The sequence below is a fragment of the Chryseobacterium soli genome, from assembly GCF_000737705.1.
Classification (GTDB): domain Bacteria; phylum Bacteroidota; class Bacteroidia; order Flavobacteriales; family Weeksellaceae; genus Chryseobacterium; species Chryseobacterium soli.
Genome location: NZ_JPRH01000005.1, coordinates 104,093 through 120,829, shown reverse-complemented (window position 1 = coordinate 120,829; position 16,737 = coordinate 104,093). Strand labels below are relative to the sequence as shown.

At 38.5% G+C, this 16,737-nt stretch carries 15 protein-coding genes; 12 read left to right on the top strand and 3 right to left on the bottom strand.

Going from position 1 to position 16,737, the window contains the following annotated elements; translation table 11 throughout:
* The first annotated feature begins 3 nt into the window (after window positions 1–3).
* Entirely contained in the window at window positions 4–1,620 is a 1,617-nt protein-coding gene (locus IW15_RS13715) for a UxaA family hydrolase (RefSeq protein WP_034712262.1), read from the top strand.
* A 389-nt stretch (window positions 1,621–2,009) separates the two neighbouring features.
* On the opposite strand, the gene IW15_RS13710 is transcribed toward IW15_RS13715, so the two are convergent.
* Window positions 2,010–3,038 (bottom strand): LacI family DNA-binding transcriptional regulator, encoded by a 1,029-nt coding sequence (locus tag IW15_RS13710; RefSeq protein WP_034712261.1) that lies wholly within the window; start codon window positions 3,036–3,038, stop codon window positions 2,010–2,012.
* A gap of 327 nt (window positions 3,039–3,365) precedes the next feature.
* A complete protein-coding gene (xylE, locus tag IW15_RS13705; RefSeq protein WP_084681435.1) occupies window positions 3,366–4,787 on the bottom strand; it encodes a D-xylose transporter XylE in 1,422 nt (473 codons plus the stop codon).
* Between the two features lie 423 nt (window positions 4,788–5,210).
* On the opposite strand from xylE, the gene IW15_RS13700 reads away from it, so the two are divergent.
* The 4 genes from IW15_RS13700 (at window position 5,211) to IW15_RS13685 (ending at window position 7,754) form a co-directional block, all read left to right on the top strand.
* Complete coding sequence (locus IW15_RS13700) at window positions 5,211–5,924, top strand: DUF434 domain-containing protein (RefSeq protein WP_034712259.1); 714 nt, start codon at window positions 5,211–5,213, stop codon at window positions 5,922–5,924.
* Window position 5,925: 1 nt separating this feature from the next.
* Window positions 5,926–6,576 (top strand): hypothetical protein, encoded by a 651-nt coding sequence (locus IW15_RS13695; RefSeq protein ID WP_034712242.1) that lies wholly within the window; start codon window positions 5,926–5,928, stop codon window positions 6,574–6,576.
* 75 nt (window positions 6,577–6,651) lie between these two features.
* Window positions 6,652–6,972, top strand: a complete 321-nt coding sequence (locus IW15_RS13690; RefSeq protein WP_034712239.1) for a hypothetical protein — start codon at window positions 6,652–6,654, stop codon at window positions 6,970–6,972.
* The gene (locus tag IW15_RS13685; protein ID WP_034712236.1) at window positions 6,969–7,754 is read left to right on the top strand and encodes a TatD family hydrolase; all 786 of its coding nucleotides are present in this window, start codon (window positions 6,969–6,971) and stop codon (window positions 7,752–7,754) included. The genes IW15_RS13690 and IW15_RS13685 overlap by 4 nt, the downstream gene beginning before the upstream one ends.
* A gap of 59 nt (window positions 7,755–7,813) precedes the next feature.
* On the opposite strand, the gene deoD is transcribed toward IW15_RS13685, so the two are convergent.
* A complete protein-coding gene (deoD, locus tag IW15_RS13680) occupies window positions 7,814–8,524 on the bottom strand; it encodes a purine-nucleoside phosphorylase (protein WP_034712234.1) in 711 nt (236 codons plus the stop codon).
* Window positions 8,525–8,781: 257 nt separating this feature from the next.
* Here deoD and IW15_RS13675 point away from each other — a divergent pair, with 257 nt between their 5' ends.
* The 7 genes from IW15_RS13675 to IW15_RS22355 all read left to right on the top strand — a co-directional run bounded on the left by IW15_RS13675 (window position 8,782) and on the right by IW15_RS22355 (window position 16,692).
* Complete coding sequence (locus IW15_RS13675) at window positions 8,782–9,429, top strand: hypothetical protein (protein WP_228384367.1); 648 nt, start codon at window positions 8,782–8,784, stop codon at window positions 9,427–9,429.
* A gap of 87 nt (window positions 9,430–9,516) precedes the next feature.
* Window positions 9,517–10,650 (top strand): AAA family ATPase, encoded by a 1,134-nt coding sequence (locus IW15_RS13670; RefSeq protein WP_034712231.1) that lies wholly within the window; start codon window positions 9,517–9,519, stop codon window positions 10,648–10,650.
* Window positions 10,623–11,366: a hypothetical protein gene (locus IW15_RS13665; RefSeq protein ID WP_034712228.1), complete on the top strand. Its 744-nt coding sequence runs from the start codon at window positions 10,623–10,625 to the stop codon at window positions 11,364–11,366. The genes IW15_RS13670 and IW15_RS13665 overlap by 28 nt, the downstream gene beginning before the upstream one ends.
* On the top strand, window positions 11,357–13,741 hold the full coding sequence (locus IW15_RS13660) for a hypothetical protein (RefSeq protein WP_034712225.1): 2,385 nt from the start codon (window positions 11,357–11,359) through the stop codon (window positions 13,739–13,741). The genes IW15_RS13665 and IW15_RS13660 overlap by 10 nt, the downstream gene beginning before the upstream one ends.
* A complete protein-coding gene (locus IW15_RS13655; protein WP_034712222.1) occupies window positions 13,731–15,425 on the top strand; it encodes a hypothetical protein in 1,695 nt (564 codons plus the stop codon). Before IW15_RS13660 ends, IW15_RS13655 begins: the two co-directional genes overlap by 11 nt.
* Window positions 15,418–16,437 (top strand): soluble NSF attachment family protein, encoded by a 1,020-nt coding sequence (locus IW15_RS13650; protein WP_034712540.1) that lies wholly within the window; start codon window positions 15,418–15,420, stop codon window positions 16,435–16,437. Before IW15_RS13655 ends, IW15_RS13650 begins: the two co-directional genes overlap by 8 nt.
* A 126-nt stretch (window positions 16,438–16,563) precedes the next feature.
* The gene (locus IW15_RS22355) at window positions 16,564–16,692 is read left to right on the top strand and encodes a penicillin-binding protein (RefSeq protein ID WP_084681434.1); all 129 of its coding nucleotides are present in this window, start codon (window positions 16,564–16,566) and stop codon (window positions 16,690–16,692) included.
* The last annotated feature ends 45 nt before the right edge of the window (window positions 16,693–16,737 follow it).

The following is a 16,737-nucleotide window of genomic DNA, read 5'->3' as shown; positions in this document are numbered from 1 at the left end:
GTCATGCAAAAGAAAGTACTGAAAGTAAATCCCAACGATAATGTAGCAGTAGCATTGGTAGATCTGAAGCAGGGGGAAACTGTTACTTTGGGTCATCTTACCTATGATATTGTAAAAGATACCAGGGCAAAACATAAGTTCGTTACAGAAGATCTTTCCGTTGGCGACCATATCATCATGTATGGTGTGTTAGTGGGAAAAGCCAGCCTTCCGATCCAGAGAGGAGAAGTGATTACCACTGAAAATGTAAAACACCAGAGTGCAAAAGTAGAAGGAAAAACAGAAACCGTTTCATGGTCGGCACCCAATGTTGATCAGTGGAAAGATAAAACATTCATGGGATATAACAGAGAAGACGGACAGGTGGGAACCTCCAATGTCTGGCTGTTTTTTCCATTGGTTTTCTGCGAAAACAGGAATGTTGAAATCCTGAAAGAGGTTTTTGAAAAAGAACTTTTATTCGAAAAAGTAACCAAGCATCAGTTACTCCTAAGGTCATTGATCAATAATTCATCAGATACCGAAACGGTTGATGATGAAGAGCAGGATGCAAGGGTATTCAAAAATATTGACGTTAAATTTATCACCCATCAGGGCGGCTGTGGCGGAATCCGTCAGGATGCAGAAGCGTTGGGACGCCTCCTGGCAGGGTATGTTAAAAACCCAAATGTGGCAGGAGCAACGGTATTGAGTCTGGGGTGTCAGAATTTACAGGTTCAGACCTTTAAAGATGCTCTGGAAGCTATAAGTCCGGGTAATCAAAAGCCCATCATCATTTATGAACAGCAGAAATCGGGGACAGTAGATGAAATGCTCAACGGAATTATTAAAGATTCCTATGAAGCCATCAAAGAAGCCAATGAAATTCAGAGAAAACCGGCACCGTTATCAAAATTGGTATTGGGATTGGAATGTGGCGGATCAGATGGATTTTCAGGGATTTCTGCCAATCCTGTGCTGGGTCAGCTGTCAGATATAATGGCAGCGATCGGCGGCTCAACCATTCTTTCCGAATTTCCGGAATTGTGTGGAGTAGAGCAGGAGCTGGTGAACCGATGTGTGAATGAAGAAGATGCAGAAAGATTTTTAACCCTGATGCAGGATTTTGAAAAATCAGTCGTTGCTGCAGGATCTGGCTTTGATATGAATCCGTCACCGGGGAATATTAAAGATGGACTGATAACCGATGCCATGAAATCTGCAGGAGCGGCTAAAAAAGGAGGCTCATCACTCATTCAGGATGTGCTGGATTTTACAGAATATATCAAAAGACCGGGCCTGAATCTGCTTTGTACTCCGGGCAATGATGTGGAATGTACCACAGCGCTGGTCGGTACCGGATCCAATATGGTCCTGTTTACCACCGGTCTCGGAACGCCTACGGGAAATCCTGTGGTGCCTGTCGTAAAAATTTCATCCAATACTTCACTATCCGAAAGGATGCCTGATATCATTGATTTCAATACCGGAGATATTATCACCGGAGAAAAAACAATTGATCAAAAAGCTGAAGAGCTGCTGGAATTTATCATTGAAGTGGCCAGTGGAACAACAAAAACGAAAGCGGCTATTTTAAATCAGAATGATTTTATACCCTGGAGAAGGGGTGTTTCTTTATAAATATAGTTTTTAAATTATATAATTATTAGGTTGGAAATGCTTTCTACATTGGTGGGAAGCATTTTCTTTTTTGATAAAATATAAGCTTGTTGGTTATTCGCAAAGGCGCAATGATTTTAATCTTTATGTTGTTTTAAGGCGCAAGAAAATCAAAGATTTTTAGAAATAAACATAAAGCTTGTATTAATAGGAGCGGACTTTAGTCCGTTTAATAAAAAATAAATTCTTAATTGGCTTTAGCCAAAATTTAAAAAAAATTCCGCTGTTCAAAGGGCTACACTCTGAACCGAGGAACAAATATTGATTTCAGTAAAATTGGGATGACATTATAATTTTAGGGTAAGATTCAAGTCTTAATTTTTCCCTCTACGTCAAAACAAAATAAAAATCTATTTCCTTTTCGAAGACTTTCTGATATAAAGCTGCGGCGTTAATACTACTTTTTTCTCAATAGAAACCCCGGAACCGTTTTCCTTTACACTGTCCAGGAATACCTGTCCGGACATTTTCCCCATCAATAAAGGAGTCTGATCTACAGAACTCATGGTAAGTTCCATAAACTGGGTAAAAGGCTCATTACTGAAACCTATTACGGCTACTTCCTGAGGGATTTTTATTTTACGTTTCTTTAATTCCTGGCAGGCGCCCAACGCTGCAAAATCACTCGATGAAAAGATCGCATCCGGAATTGATTTTTTGTCCCAAAGCTTTTTGATCGCATCAATTCCTGCATCAATAGAACTGCCCATAGAAACAATATTATCCTCCTTTACAGGAAGCTGATGGTCGATCAAAGCTTGCTTATAGCCGTTGAGACGGTTTTGGTAGATTTCAAGATTAAGATCTCCCGCAAAATGACAGATATTTTTGTACCCTTCATTGATCAGGTGTTCCGTTGCAATATAGCCCCCACGGTAGTCATCGATGGTTACTGTGCTGATTCCCTTGATGTCTTTCTTCCGGTCGAAAAAGATAATTGGGGTATTGGTGGTATCTAAAATACTCTGGATATGTTCAGTATCAATAGTCGTCTTGGAAACCGACATGAAAATTCCGTCCACCTGGGCGTTCAGCAAGGTGTTGAGGTGTCTTTTCTCAATATTCACATCCTCATGGCTCTGGCAAATGATCACATGATACCCGAATGGAGAAAGCTCCTCCTCAATTCCCCGGATTACGGATGAAAAGAAATTCGTATTCACAAAAGGAACAATGATGCCGACGTTTTTTGTTTCCCCGCTTTTTAAGGCTTTGGCAAGATTATTCTGCTTATAGTTCATTTCTTTGGCAGTCTTCTTCACCAAATCTTTTGTCGCCTGGCTTATTCTCGGATGATCATTAAGCGCTCTGGAAACAGTAGCCACACTTACATTAAGTTTCTTTGAGATGTCGTATATCGTGGCACCTTTTTTATTCATAGAGACGTTTTTTTCAGATGTTTTTTATACCAAAAACTAAGGTTGATTATTGACGTAAATTTAATCAAATAATACCTAATAAGGAGAAATAAAGTGTATTTTATCCTTAAATATGCCGGTTGACTTTTTATCGGAGCAAATTAAGTGAAGAACAGGGAGCAAAGAATAAAGAGACAAGATGCCAGACATCAGATATCAGACTATAAACTTAACACATAGGTTAAACACCAAACACTAACAACCAAACACTAACAACCATCAACCAAAAAAAATAGAGCACCAAATAATTGATACCCTATCCCTGATATATGATTGTGAATTAAAGTCTTATTTTTTCCATATTTTTTCAATTTCTTCCAGAGATTTCCCCTTGGTTTCCGGAACCCATTTCCACACGAAAATGAGTGATAAAACACTCATTACTCCGTAAAAGCCATACGTAAGGGCACCACTGAATTCCATCATAAAAGGATATGTAGAAGAAATAAAATAATTGGCGGCCCACTGTACAGCTACAGCCGCCGCAATAGCACTTCCCCGGATTTTATTAGGGAAAATTTCTGATATCAGAACCCAGCAAATTGGTCCCCACGACATCATAAAAGAAGCGGTATACACAATAATAAATACTAAGGTGGCAATCCCGATAATATGGAAATAAGAAAGGATGGCAATAGCAAACATCCCGACCGCCATTCCTACGGATCCTACGATAAGTAAAGGCTTTCTTCCCCATCGATCTACGGTGAAGATCGCAACAACAGTAAACACTACATTTACCAGTCCCATGACAACTGTCTGGAGCATGGAGGCATCTTTATGCACTCCCATGCTTTCGAAAATTCTCGGAGCATAGTATAAAGCAATGTTAATTCCTACAAACTGCTGGAAAACAGAGAGAAGAACCCCAATGACAATAACGGTTTTTCCAAAAGCAAAAATTTCACTTTTATGTTCAGCCACTGTACCTTTTATTTCATTGAAAATTTCCTTTCCACGGGCCTGTCCATTGATTTTTGTTAAAATGGTAAGCGCTTCCTCATCCTTTTTTATAAATGTTAGATACCGTGGCGTTTCCGGAACGAAGAAAAGCAGGGTTCCAAATAAAATGGCAGGAATAGTGAGGGAAAGAAACATATAACGCCATCCGATTTCATTGATCCATTCAATACTTTTGCCGTCCGCAATTCCCCAGTTGACAAAATAAACAACCAGCATTCCGAAGATAATGGCAAACTGATTCAGAGATACCAATTTCCCACGCACTTCTGCAGGAGCAATTTCCCCGATGTACATTGGGCAGACTGCGGAAGCAAGTCCCACACCGATGCCCCCGATAATCCTGTATCCGTTGAAAGCAAGCAAAACTCCCATTGAGGGTTCTCCCTGTTTGAAAAACAGAAACTCAGGATAGGCAGCTCCCAGTGCACTGATAAAAAATAAAAAGGCAGCCAGCATCAGGGATTTCTTTCGTCCCAGCCGGGTAGAGAAAAAACCGGATACGGCTCCGCCAATGACACATCCTATCAATGCACTGGAAATCGTGGCACCATGGGCCAGTGAACTGAGTCCCAATGGAATAATTAAATATTCCTGAATTGATTTTTCTGCTCCGGAAATGACTGCCGTGTCATATCCAAACAAAAGGCCTCCCAATGTGGCTACCAATGTAAGGACTGTCACATACAACATATTAATTTCTGCCTTGGTTCCTGATGAATATTTCTGACCCGAATCTATTATCTGCATGGTTGATGAGTTAAATTATCTTTTTAATTTCTAATAAAAGTGCAATCGATTGCATTATTCAATGGTGAATATGAAATCTTATTGAGCGTCTTCCTTTATCTTATAAAGACTATGGTTTTACTAATTTTAAGCCTTTAAATGTAGTAATTTTACATCATATAGAATAAAATTTTATGAATTTGTAAAATTCAATGATAAGGCTCATGGTATTTATTTATTGTTCAATATTTTATCAATTGTGGGATTACTGATATTTTAAGATTATCCAATGAGTACCATAGCATTTACTTGAAATATTTTCTCCTGAAATAATAAGGCACCACTTTAAATTGGACTACTATGTTTCAAATTATTTAAAAAAACTGATTTTAGGAGAATAGGAAAAAATGTAATGTATCTCTTTTAAAAATTTTATTTTTGAGCATGAATAACAGAAACCGCGGAAAAAATACAGGCGATGATGAACTGTTTGGTTCACCAAAGCAGACCGACAAATTGAAACTTGCGGTTCAGGATATGCAGTATCTTCTCAGCAGAGGCTATGCCGAAAAAGCGTCTTCCGAACTTATTGGAAACCGGTATCGGTTAAAGACCCGGCAGATTCAGGCTTTTCGTTCCGCTTCCGCTTCTGTGGCTCAGGTTGAATATAGAAAATCTAAGCAGTTATTGATTACTGATTTAAAAGATCAAACAGTTTATTTAGATGGGTTCAATATTTTAATACTGCTTGAAAGTCTGCTTTCAGAGGCATATATTTTTGAAGGCTCAGATGGTTGTTACCGTGATCTTTCCGGAGTTCATGGAACCTATAAAAGAGTGAATCAGACGCAGCAATCGATAGAATGGGTAGATCTTTTCTTTCAAAAAGCCCAGCTCCAAAAATTGATCTGGATTTTTGATAAACCGGTTTCCAACAGTGGAAGAATCAAACAGATCATTCTCGAATATGCTCAGGGAAAAAACCTCAACTGGGAAGTGGAACTGGAGTATAATCCGGACCGTTTTTTAGCAGAAAATGCATTCATTGCCATTTCTTCAGATGCCTGGATTTTGGACAATGCCAAAAATTGGTTCAACCTTGTGGAGTTTTTAATTGAGGAAGAGAAATTACACGTAAATTTGATAACACTGCTATAAAATGGAACTGTTGAAACCCTGTATTCCGTTCATTTCAAATGTCTGGAAAGAAAAGTACAAAGCCCTTTTAGCAGAGCAACATCTGGAAAGGCTGGAAAATAATATAGAAAAGTATAAAGAAAATACGCTGGATTGGGAACTGCCTTATTTTAATGAAGAGCTTCCAACAAACCGTGAACAAAGCTTTAAAACAATCATCACTATTCTTGAAGCAGATGATTCTGATCAGACTAAAGCGCATAAATTAGAGCAAATTCCTTTTGAATATTGGCTGGACCTATTGGGTCAACGTTTGACCTCTGCCAGCATTCGTGATGAAAATGCGATTCCCCCACTTAGAATTACTTTGATAGAAAGCTGTATGACACCTTTTAATCATGAAATCACTATTGCCCAGAGAGCATGGGAAAAGCATGTAGGGCGGATGGATGATTTGTATTGGGGGAAAATCAGCGAAAATAATCAACAGAAACAGAAGAAAGTGATGGCGAAAATCAATGAGATTCTCAATCATACCACCTGGTGGAATGTTTTTTATCATTATAAACATGGACTGGTGTATGAAGTAAGAGAAAAAGAAGGCCATGGCATCCGATGGAGTCATGGCGGTAAACAATTGATCGGCTTTCTTGAAGTTTTCATTAATGAATAAAAATTTTTTACTGCGTAAAAAGATTGCGTATTGCTGTTATAATTTTGCCAGCTGGTATACTAAAACCATTTTGGGATGAAAAATAACTATAATAAAGGACCTTTCAGAGCTTATGAATACGGAAAAATCCCTCCTTATCTAAAAAAATATGGTAACAAAAAATGGCGGCGGACTGCAACATCTGAAATAAAAGATCATCTAACAGAATCGGCGAAATTTAGAAAGAAAAGGCGAAAACGAATTTGGATTAAAATTACAAGAGAAATCAATGGAGTAAAGCGTTCTGATTATAGAAAATATGCAACAGAAAAATCATGTAAAGATTCCATCAACAGAGCCCATATCATCTCCTATTATACAATGAATAACAAACAAAAAAATAACAAACAAAAATGAATACCTATATTGATATTGGCATTAACCTGACCAATAAACAGTTCTTTAATGAACACAAAGAAGTCATCAACCGCGCTCTGGACAACGGAGTAGAACAAATGATCCTCACAGGAACCAGCGTGCGTGGCAGCAAAGAATCCGCAGCAATTGCTGAGGAATATCCCGAAATTTTATTTTCAACGGCAGGAATTCATCCTCACGATGCAAAATCTTTAAATGAACTGTCTATTCCCGAGCTCCGGAAGTTACTACAACTCGATCACGTGATCTCCGTCGGAGAATGCGGACTCGATTTCGACCGTGATTTTTCACCAAGATCCGTTCAGGAAAAATGCTATCAGGCACAGCTGGAACTGTCCATTGAAACCAATAAACCTCTTTTTCTTCATGAAAGATCGGCTTTTAAAAGATTTAATGAAATCACAGATAACTACCGGTCTCAACTTCCCGAAGGAGTTGTCCATTGCTTTACCGGATCGTTAGAGGAAGCAAAAATTTATCTGGATAAAGGATTTTATCTAGGTTTTACCGGAGCAATCAGTGATGATAGGAGATTTAAACATTTGGAAGACGTGATCAGATATGTTCCGCTTGACCGGATGATGATTGAAACCGACGCCCCTTTCATGCTGCCGAAAAATATGCCGAGAATGAAGAACCGGCGTAATGAACCTTCTTTTCTTCCTTATGTCGCCCAAACCATAGCGCATCTTAAGAAAATAAGTATCGCTGAAGTGGCAGATGAAACGACAGAAACCGCCAGGAAATTTTTCAGGTTATAAAAAAGAGCTCTACTGATAAAGTAAAGCTCTTTTTCTTTGCCGAAAATCTGAATTGTCTTTTAAAGACTCTTCAATGCTGATTCCAATGCCAGTTCGATCATTGGTTTCAAAGCCGTTTCTCTTTGGTCAGCTGAAATTTTTTCATGCGTAGGAATAATGTCAGTTACCGTAAGAATTGTTGCTGCATTTTTTCCCAGATGTTTAGCATTGGCATATAATCCGAACGCTTCCATTTCTACAGCCGGACAGTTATATTGTGTGGCAATAGCAGGAATATTAGGATCTTTTCTGTAGAAAATATCACTGCTGTGAACATTGATAGCTTTTGTTTTTAATGATAATTCTTCTGCCGTTGCATTGATGGTATCGAAAATACTTCCCTGGTGGGGCAGGATATCCCCTTCAATTTCCCATGCATATTTTGCATATGTACTTTCACTGGCTGCATTTTCAACATTTAAAATATCAAAAACCTTCAGATCAGTCGTATAAGCACCACAAGTCCCGATTCTGATGATCGTTTCTACTTCATATTCTGTATACAGCTCAAAAGAATAAATACCAATACTTGGGAAACCCATTCCACTGGCTCCTACACTGATTTCTTTACCTTTATAAAGTCCGGTATAATAAAAAATACCTCTTGTTTTGCTGACTAATTTTGCGTTTTCTAAAAAGTTTTCTGCAATATATTGTGCACGAAGCGGATCTCCCGGCTGCAATACTACTTTAGCAATTTCTCCTTTTTTTGCACTGATGTGAATACTCATAATGTTATTTTCAAAGAGGACAAAGATAATAACTTTTGCTGATACCCTTTTGGATAATTACAAACTAAAAAGTGTATTCTGTAGTTTCAAACCTGTCATTGCGACGAACGCAGCGATGAAGCAATCTTACATTGTATGCAGTCAAAAAAGTGATTTATTTACACCCTTACATTGAATTTTATCTCTATCCTGTTATTTAATTGTCAATCATTCCATTAAAAATTTCATTCTTAAAGAAATAATTTTATTTTTGTTAGATGATGGAAAATAAATCCCCATTTTTAGATACCCTTTTTCTGCTCCGCAAAGAAGAATGCATTACTATTTTTTCGGATATCAAAGTTATTTCCAACAAAGAAGAGATGGACGCTGCAGATTATTTTGAAGGAGAATTTGAAAAAGAAAGACTGGAATTTTTATCCGATCAGATGGTGTGCAACAGAGAAGCGGCCGTTTGGGCTGCAAAAGTACTCTACCACAGTGCACAACTTCATTTGATCCGGGAAAATACAGCCAAAGATCTGGGTACACTCATTCCTCAGTTCAAAGGAGTGAGAGATGTTACTTCCATAGTGTCAGCAGATCTGTCGCTACGGTTTTTACCGCAGGTGATTGAAGTGTTGCAGGCAGCAGATTCAGAAGATCCTTTGGTGAAAATGCTTGAACAGATTTTGCAGCAGTTTCATTACTCGGGAGTGGGATACACGCTGGAACTGGGAAACATCAACTGGGAAGAAGAATTAAAAGACAAAACCTACCGGAAATTATACCTGGAAAGGATTGTGGAAAAGAAAGCATATCAATGGGCGGAAATTCCTTACCTTAATCAATTACTCATTGCAGAGTTTGGAATGTACAAAGATCTGTTTTGGAGAGAACTGAAAATAGTTGATCATGGAAATTAATTTCGTTAGATTGATCATTTCTCCAAAATTGCTTTACCGTTTACTGTAGTGAATGAACAGACTTGTATTGTTAAGAAATAAAGACCAATGACTCAAAATATTATAAAACTCAATACCGTTCTTACCTATGTAAAAGAGACATTTGTAGGAAAAAATGATGTAGTAGATTTACTTGGAATCTGCCTGCTGGCAAGAGAAAATGCTTTTTTATACGGCCCTCCGGGAACCGCAAAATCAGCTATCGTAAGAACATTGTCCAGTGCTGTAAAAGACGGGAAAAACTTTGAATATTTATTAACCCGCTTTACAGAGCCGAACGAAATTTTCGGTCCCTTTGATATTAGGAAATTAAAAGAAGGTGAACTTCTTACCAATACGGAAGGCATGATGCCCGAAGCATCAATGGTGTTTTTGGATGAAATTTTTAATGCTAATTCCGCCATTCTGAACTCCCTTTTGATGGCTTTAAATGAAAAGATTTTCAAAAGAGGAAAAGAAACAAAACACCTTCCTGCGCTCATGTTTGTAGGAGCGAGTAACGTTCTTCCTGAAGATGAAGCCCTAAATGCTTTGTTTGACCGTTTTCTGGTCAGAATCAATGTAGATTACGTTCATCCTGAACTCTTACATCAGGTATTGCTGGCAGGTAGGAAACTGGAAAATGCATGTGAAAATGATATTCCGGAAATCCATGCAGACGAAATCCGTGAACTTCAGAACCTGTGCAGAACCATAGATTTGAAGCCCATTTATGAAGTCTATTTAAATACTATTATCAGCCTTCGAAATACGGGTATCGGAATTTCAGACCGTAGAGCCGTAAAATTGCAGAATTTAATTGCAGCAAGTGCCCTGATCTGCGGAAGAAATGAAGCAGTCCTTTCAGATCTTTGGGTATTGAAACATATCTGGGATACCGAGGAGCAGATTGAAATCCTAGAAGGAATTATCAACAGGACCATTGAAAAAGACGATCATCCGAAATCCCATCCTCAGGCATTTCAGAATAAAGCGCCCAACCCCGAAGAAGTGATGAAGGACGTAAAATTGCTGGTGGAAAAATGGAATAGCGGAACTCTGACTTTTGAAGAACAGAATGTCATAAAAGATAAATTAAGATATCTTCAGACGCGTTGCGACTGGATCAAAAATCCTGAACAGAAAAACTATATTCAACAAGAAATTGAAAGTTTATGGCAGAAAATCCTTCAAAGCGTGTAAAAGAATTTTGGGCAGAACTTCCCAGGTCGGATGAAGATTTTCTGGGCTCCATCAGAGACTGGAAAAATGTTCAGGTGGCTTTGGATAATGAGGTGATCTGGCTCAAAGACTTTACCGAAGAACAGGCAGTTTCTCCGGAAATACAGCAGTTGCCTGATATTCTGCTGTATGAACTTCGGGAAGGTCTTCTATTCCGGAAAGAGGCACTGGTTCCCAGTAAAAAAATGAGGACGGCACTTTTGTGGTCATCCATTGATAAGGCGATGCGCCTTAGTTTTCCGGCTTCCAATCAGAATTATTTTGGAATCCATGAAAAAATAAATATCCAGTTAATCCCTAGTGATGAAGAACAGCCTGCAGCCGCTTTGCTGTGTTCTATAGCTTCCATTAAAGAAGAAATTCCTGCATTACCAAAGTTTAAACTGGAACCAATCCACTGGATGGTGATCGATGATCACGCACTCTTTGTCGGAACCCCGCTATTAAGCCTCCCCGGGAAAAGTTTCTGGACAAAAAACGGACATCTTTTACCCGCCGGTTTTGATTTTGAATTTAAAAATACGAGTTTGATTCTTCAGCAAAAATACAATCCAGAACTCGACCATTGGCTGGTATGGAATGAAAGCGGAAGCTATACGGCCATCCTTACAAATGATTTCCGTCCTCTGTCTGTAAGCTCATTTCGTCTCACTGAAAAAGCAAAAGAATGGAATTGACAGAGTATTTCCAATCCTATGAACATTATTTCTGGGAATGGGCAACCGATGAAGATGTTCCGGACAGTTCCGGATATCATGACAATAATCTGGTCATCATTCCAAATGAAGGTGCAGTGGCCTATAGACCCTATGTCATAGAAGTACTGAAAGAGCTTCAGCCGCAGGGCTGGCCGCCTTTTGGAGCATTGGTGATGATGTTATATGCTACCCAGGATGGCTATACCAATTTTGCCGATCCGATTACTGCTACCACCGATTTTTACAACACAGGTAATTTTGATTTTCATGCAGATCGTGCAATACGCTTTCTCGACAACCTGAAATCATTAGGGAAAACCTATACATATGGGCAAAACAGGATGGTGCTCTTACAGACTTTGTGCAAAAATATCCATAACAGTGTATCCTCCGGAAATGCGGAACTGATATTGAATGTTTACCATAAAAGACCCCAGAAGCTTTCGGAAGCAGCTTATAAAATTAATGCTTCACCCTCTGCTTTAAACAAAGATATGGCTGCATTAGCGCTGCTCTTTGAAAAATTTCCGACCACGCAGTCTATTATTGATGCAATGAAAGGAATCATGGCGGAACCAGAACTGGCAGATGAGGTAGCAGAAGAAGCAACAACCGTAGAAACGGAGCAGGATTTTATTCAGGAATTGATTGAGGAACCGAAGACCTTTCAGGTAGGAAGCTTAATTAAAAGAATCTGGAGCGGACTTAAAATTCCTATGCGGCATCTGTCTCCGGGAGATCAGCCGATTGGCGGTATTTCTGATATGACCAATAAAGGAGAACTTCACAGAATGCTCCTTTCAGAATTTGCCAATGAAGATGAAATATTCATGAGCCGCATTGCCAATAATGAAGTCCTCTATATCCAACGTGAGATACCACCAGAAGAAAACGTTTTTGAACGGATTATTTTAATAGATACCTCCCTTAAGAACTGGGGAACGCCTAAAGTACTGGCTTTTGCGTCTGCACTTGCCGTGATTAAGCATCCGAAGGCGCATTCACAATGCCGCGTTTTTACGCTGGGACAGACCAGTACACAGATTTCACTGGATACAGTGGCTGATGTCGTTGAGAATATGAATCAGGTAAGCTCTATATTGGAAGTATCCGCTGCTCTTGAAAAATTTCTGGAAGAAGAGCATACAGAAAAAGATCTGGAAATCTTCTTTATAACCCATCAGGAAAATATATCCAACGGGAAACTTCAGAAGCTGATCTTTCAAAACAGAGACAGGCTGAAATTTCTGGTGACCACTTCCTCAGACGGCGAGCTTAATTTTTTTAAACATGATAAAGGAACCAGAAAGCATCTCCAGAAAATAATTCTTCCGCTTCATGAATTATGGGCCAATCCGCCACAAAGAAGACGGAAGAAGGATGATAGCGGTTCCGGGAACAGTAAAAAGACGGAAGTTCCTATGAATTATCCTCTGCTGTTTCCAACACCAAGCAATAAAATTGCCGGATTTTTATATGAAGGGGAATTTTTTATGTTGAGTACTAAAAAACAGCTTCTTAAAACCTATTTTTCAGATAATTACTATAACCGGGATTATTACGATTATTATAAAACCTACCACGGTTGCGAAGTATTGATAGATGATATTTCGGTGAAACCCAGAGGACAGTTTGCATTAGCAAGGAATAAACAGCAGCAGTACATCCTGTGCCAGTATCAGCCGGACAAACATCTGCTGTCAAAACTGAACCTGAATACAAAAGAATACTCAGAGCTTAATTTAACCGGTAAGCAGATTCCCCTGAATATGAAGCTGATTTATTTTGACAGAAATTTCTATCTGCATCAGGCTCTAGTTCCTTCTGTTTTTAAAATGAATCTGGAAGGAACACTATCCATAGAAACTGTGAAAAACGAACCGGAGATAGAGAAAAACCATATAAAAGCAGAAGCTGAGACGGAAAAGCTTACCCATAGCGGGATCAGGATTTTAAACAATTTTAATACAGTAGGAATCAATGCCAACGGTAATCTGGTAGTTTCCAACCATGAACTTAACCAGATGGATGATTCTATCCGTTTTTATAAAAATAGTTCGGCAATCAAAATTCCTGCGGAACAGAATAAAAATAAGTTTTCTTTTCCCGATGGAAGTGAGATCATTACAGATTCCCGGGGAATGCTTAGTTTTAGAAGCAGCAATAAGAGTATTCCTGAATTTTATATGCCCTCGTCGGAGCATGGATATCTGTCTTTGGCAACCTACACAGAATTTGGAGGCTCAGAATATTATCTTCCGGAAACAACTTTGCTGAAAGTGAAAAAAATGGATGAAATGTATACCCAGTATCTGAGGGCATTTATTGATCAAATTATGGAATATGGAGCTTAGAATTAAACCTTTTCCGAAAAATACCTATCCGAAAAAAGGACTTTTAATTAAAGGTTCTTCCCCAATGTTGTGGCTTCATGAAATGGAAGTTTTAGGCATTGATCTGGAACAGGTAAGATCCTATGCTGTTCCTGCAAACGAACCTAATATCTTATACGGTTGTTTTTTGATTTTCACTCATGAGGCTCCAAAGGAAATTGGAAAGAATGCCTATTTCCAGGGGATTGATGATAAGTTATTCATTCCCGAAAATACCATTTTTTATCCTAAAATAAATCCTGAAGACTGGCAGCAGATGGATGCAGAACTGGTCATTATGCATCCTGATTTTGGAATGGTGAAAGCAGAGGAGCCTATCGACTGGATCTCACTGATCCAACAGCCTGAAAAAACAGAAGTCTCTGTCCTCAAACCCGTAAACGGCGTAAAAATCCCGAAAACCATCGAGAGTTATACCGTTGAAATGGACGATGATAAAATATTGGAAGCCCTTCAAAAACCAAAAATGGAAGAAGAATGGATGAAAAATCTTCCTTTCGACCTTAAAAAGGTAATGGCCGGAAATAAAAAGGAGATTGAAAAATATTTAAAGTACATTGAAAAATATCCGGACAGGGCAGTAGATCTTGGGGTTCCTTTAGATATTATGGGAACTTCCAGAGGGAACGGTTTTGGAAAATTTTCTTTTGATAAAGGATGGTTTGCCGGTTTATTCGGTGGCGGTGATGAAAATAAAGCAAGAAAAAATTTTCGTTGGGTATTTGTGACCGTGATTATTATGGCGGTTATTGCCAGAATAGCTTTTGATTCAGATAAAAATAATACACAAAAACAACTCCCGGAAACCTCATCAGGCACTATTGAAAATGGTGTTAAAAGCCCGTCTGATCTGGTCGCTTTTCAATCCGGATTAACAGAGATTGATCATGTTATAGATTCCATATACTGGGGAGAAAGAAGACGTCTGTCTACGGAATATATCGCTGCCACAGCGGTAATGTCAAAAACTAAAGAAGAACAGGACCAATATAAGAAATCCGGAGGAAGGCCGGTAGGAGAAGTGGGTAATGATCTGGAGAAAACCCATGCTAAAGAAAAGCAGAGCAGGGATTCCCTTAAAACGATTTATAATAAAAAAATCGCTCAACAGGTGGAAAATAAATCGGAGCAGATGAAACGCAGGCTCTCGGATTCCCTGAAAGAATATGTCAGAGGAAAACCATTGAATGGGGATGTGGTAAAATATCTGCTGACCAAGAAAAAAGCATTGATGGCTGATTCATTAGGCCGTCTTTACGGAACGATAGGGGAACCGGAAATGCCGTCGGCTTCCAATAAAGATTCAGGAATCAAAACCGTAAGCTCAGGAAAAGAGATTCAGAAAGGGAATATTTCGTTTATGGATATCATGTTTCTGATCCTCTTTATGGTAGGTGCTGTAGCTGCTTTTTCTTTTGTATTAAGAAGGAAATCAATGAATATCGGAGGAGAAAATGTGCCGGCCGGGATCAAAATATTTTTAATGATTGTACTCGTTGCCATGCTGGTCTATCTGTTTTATCCCTTAATACAATCTTTCGGGTACAATTGGTTCGTATGGATCCTTATTATCTGTGTGATTCTTCTGTTGTACCGCCTGTTTGCAGAAGATAAAACCATCTTAAAATCTGATGACCATGAATAAGCAGAAGTTTATAGATAAATTTTTAAGATGTCTTTTCATACTGGCATTTTTCAAAATCATTGCTATTATTGCACAGCTTTTCCATCAGAGCTTTTGGAATGTGATCGGTACTTTGATCCTGTTTCTGATCATTGCCGCCATTATATTTTTTGTTATTGTCGGGTTGTCAGATAAAGAAAAAGATGCGAACCATGGCGGAAGAAGAGGAGCTGGAGGTAATAGTTCTTACATTGAAGGTTCCCTTTTCGACAGGATAAGAAGTAAGTACGAAGAGCTTGCCGAGAAGTACATTGCCGAAAATGATTATAAAAAAGCCGCGAAAGTATACATGAACCTCCTTCAGGATAATTACAGAGGCGCAAAAACGCTGGAAGAAGGAGAATTCTATAACGAAGCAGCGGTGATTTATCTTAGAAAATTAAAAAACAAATCCGATGCAGCCTCCTGCTATGAAAAAGCAAGACAGTATAAAAAAGCCATTGATCTCTACGTAGAAATGGGACAGAAAGAAAAAGTGGGCGATCTGTACAGAGAAATCAATGAGATAAAAAATGCCAATACCTATTATCAGATGGTGGTGGATGACTACACCAAAAACAACCAGATGGTGAAAGCTTCTCTTATCTGCCGTAAAAAAATGGAACAACCCGAAGCAGCACAGAAAATTCTATTGAAAGGCTGGGAAGAAGATAATGATTCCTTCAACTGTCTTAACAATTATTTTGCAAATATTTTTAATATGCCAACATTGGAAAAGGAAATTAAAAATCTCTATGATAAAACTCCTGAATATAAAAAGATAACTTATCTGCAGGCACTGAAGCATGAATTTAAAAAAGATCCGGCACTGCATACCACTACCAGAAATATCGCCTACGAGATTATCGCAGAAAAAGTATCCAACCGTTCAGAAATCATTAATGAACTGAAATATTTCAATCCTGATGATGAGGTCATCTTAAAAGATATTTCGAGATATAAAACGGGAAGGAATAAAATGTTTAGACATTGAAAAATTCAAAAAGGATCAAACTAAAAAATATCTGTATTTCCAGTTAAATTATCCCCTTTCTTAAGCTGGAAAATATTGTTTTCAATGTTGAAAAGCAATTTTTCATATCTTTGCGCCAATATAATTATGACAAAACAAAGAGCACATATCAATGTAAACCTATGCGAAAGCCCTTCAGTAGAGGGATTATTCGGATATGATGAACTGATGTGTAATGAGGCGAAATGTGCTGACTTTGGAAATTATTTACGTTAAACTTGTAAAAATTTAATCAAAATACTGCAAAACGCCTCGACTACC

Bases quoted from the DNA above. Each gene is read 5' to 3' on its own strand.
- IW15_RS13715 (WP_034712262.1), top strand. From the start codon at position 4: ATGCAAAAGAAAGTACTGAAAGTAAATCCCAACGATAATGTAGCAGTA.
- IW15_RS13695 (WP_034712242.1), top strand. From the start codon at position 5,926: ATGGAACTGTTGAAACCCTGTATTCCGTTCATTTCAAATGTCTGGAAA.
- IW15_RS13710 (WP_034712261.1), bottom strand. From the start codon at position 3,038: ATGAATAAAAAAGGTGCCACGATATACGACATCTCAAAGAAACTTAAT.
- IW15_RS13655 (WP_034712222.1), top strand. From the start codon at position 13,731: ATGGAGCTTAGAATTAAACCTTTTCCGAAAAATACCTATCCGAAAAAA.
- IW15_RS13685 (WP_034712236.1), top strand. From the start codon at position 6,969: ATGAATACCTATATTGATATTGGCATTAACCTGACCAATAAACAGTTC.
- IW15_RS13700 (WP_034712259.1), top strand. From the start codon at position 5,211: ATGAATAACAGAAACCGCGGAAAAAATACAGGCGATGATGAACTGTTT.
- IW15_RS22355 (WP_084681434.1), top strand. From the start codon at position 16,564: ATGACAAAACAAAGAGCACATATCAATGTAAACCTATGCGAAAGCCCT.
- IW15_RS13650 (WP_034712540.1), top strand. From the start codon at position 15,418: ATGAATAAGCAGAAGTTTATAGATAAATTTTTAAGATGTCTTTTCATA.
- deoD (WP_034712234.1), bottom strand. From the start codon at position 8,524: ATGAGTATTCACATCAGTGCAAAAAAAGGAGAAATTGCTAAAGTAGTA.
- IW15_RS13670 (WP_034712231.1), top strand. From the start codon at position 9,517: ATGACTCAAAATATTATAAAACTCAATACCGTTCTTACCTATGTAAAA.
- IW15_RS13665 (WP_034712228.1), top strand. From the start codon at position 10,623: ATGGCAGAAAATCCTTCAAAGCGTGTAAAAGAATTTTGGGCAGAACTT.
- IW15_RS13660 (WP_034712225.1), top strand. From the start codon at position 11,357: ATGGAATTGACAGAGTATTTCCAATCCTATGAACATTATTTCTGGGAA.
- xylE (WP_084681435.1), bottom strand. From the start codon at position 4,787: ATGCAGATAATAGATTCGGGTCAGAAATATTCATCAGGAACCAAGGCA.
- IW15_RS13675 (WP_228384367.1), top strand. From the start codon at position 8,782: ATGATGGAAAATAAATCCCCATTTTTAGATACCCTTTTTCTGCTCCGC.
- IW15_RS13690 (WP_034712239.1), top strand. From the start codon at position 6,652: ATGAAAAATAACTATAATAAAGGACCTTTCAGAGCTTATGAATACGGA.